The 1191-nt window shown below is 53.1% G+C and carries 1 rRNA gene; it reads left to right on the forward strand.

Annotation, left to right across the window (positions count from 1 at the left end):
- Nucleotides 1-1162, forward strand: a 23S ribosomal RNA gene (locus D906_RS26410); the annotation flags it as partial.
- Between the last annotated feature and the right edge of the window lie 29 nt (nucleotides 1163-1191).

The following is a 1191-nucleotide window of genomic DNA, read 5'->3' on the forward strand; positions in this document are numbered from 1 at the left end:
CATGCCGGTCGAAGATACCAGGCCGCTGCGACTGTTTATTAAAAACACAGCACTCTGCAAACACGAAAGTGGACGTATAGGGTGTGACGCCTGCCCGGTGCCGGAAGGTTAATTGATGGGGTTAGCGCAAGCGAAGCTCTTGATCGAAGCCCCGGTAAACGGCGGCCGTAACTATAACGGTCCTAAGGTAGCGAAATTCCTTGTCGGGTAAGTTCCGACCTGCACGAATGGCGTAACGATGGCGGCGCTGTCTCCACCCGAGACTCAGTGAAATTGAAATCGCTGTGAAGATGCAGTGTATCCGCGGCTAGACGGAAAGACCCCGTGAACCTTTACTATAGCTTTGCACTGGACTTTGAATTTGCTTGTGTAGGATAGGTGGGAGGCTTTGAAGTGGGGACGCCAGTTCTCATGGAGCCATCCTTGAAATACCACCCTGGCAACTTTGAGGTTCTAACTCAGGTCCGTTATCCGGATCGAGGACAGTGTATGGTGGGTAGTTTGACTGGGGCGGTCTCCTCCCAAAGAGTAACGGAGGAGTACGAAGGTGCGCTCAGACCGGTCGGAAATCGGTCGTAGAGTATAAAGGCAAAAGCGCGCTTGACTGCGAGACAAACACGTCGAGCAGGTACGAAAGTAGGTCTTAGTGATCCGGTGGTTCTGTATGGAAGGGCCATCGCTCAACGGATAAAAGGTACTCCGGGGATAACAGGCTGATACCGCCCAAGAGTTCATATCGACGGCGGTGTTTGGCACCTCGATGTCGGCTCATCACATCCTGGGGCTGAAGCCGGTCCCAAGGGTATGGCTGTTCGCCATTTAAAGTGGTACGCGAGCTGGGTTTAGAACGTCGTGAGACAGTTCGGTCCCTATCTGCCGTGGACGTTTGAGATTTGAGAGGGGCTGCTCCTAGTACGAGAGGACCGGAGTGGACGAACCTCTGGTGTTCCGGTTGTCACGCCAGTGGCATTGCCGGGTAGCTATGTTCGGAAGAGATAACCGCTGAAAGCATCTAAGCGGGAAACTTGCCTCAAGATGAGATCTCACTGGGATCTTGAATCCCCTAAAGGGCCGTCGAAGACTACGACGTTGATAGGTTGGGTGTGTAAGCGCTGTGAGGCGTTGAGCTAACCAATACTAATTGCCCGTGAGGCTTGACCATATAACACCCAAGCAATTTGCGCGTAAGCC

The sequence above is a fragment of the Pseudomonas sp. LAIL14HWK12:I1 genome (assembly GCF_003202095.1).
Lineage (GTDB): Bacteria > Pseudomonadota > Gammaproteobacteria > Pseudomonadales > Pseudomonadaceae > Aquipseudomonas > Aquipseudomonas monteilii.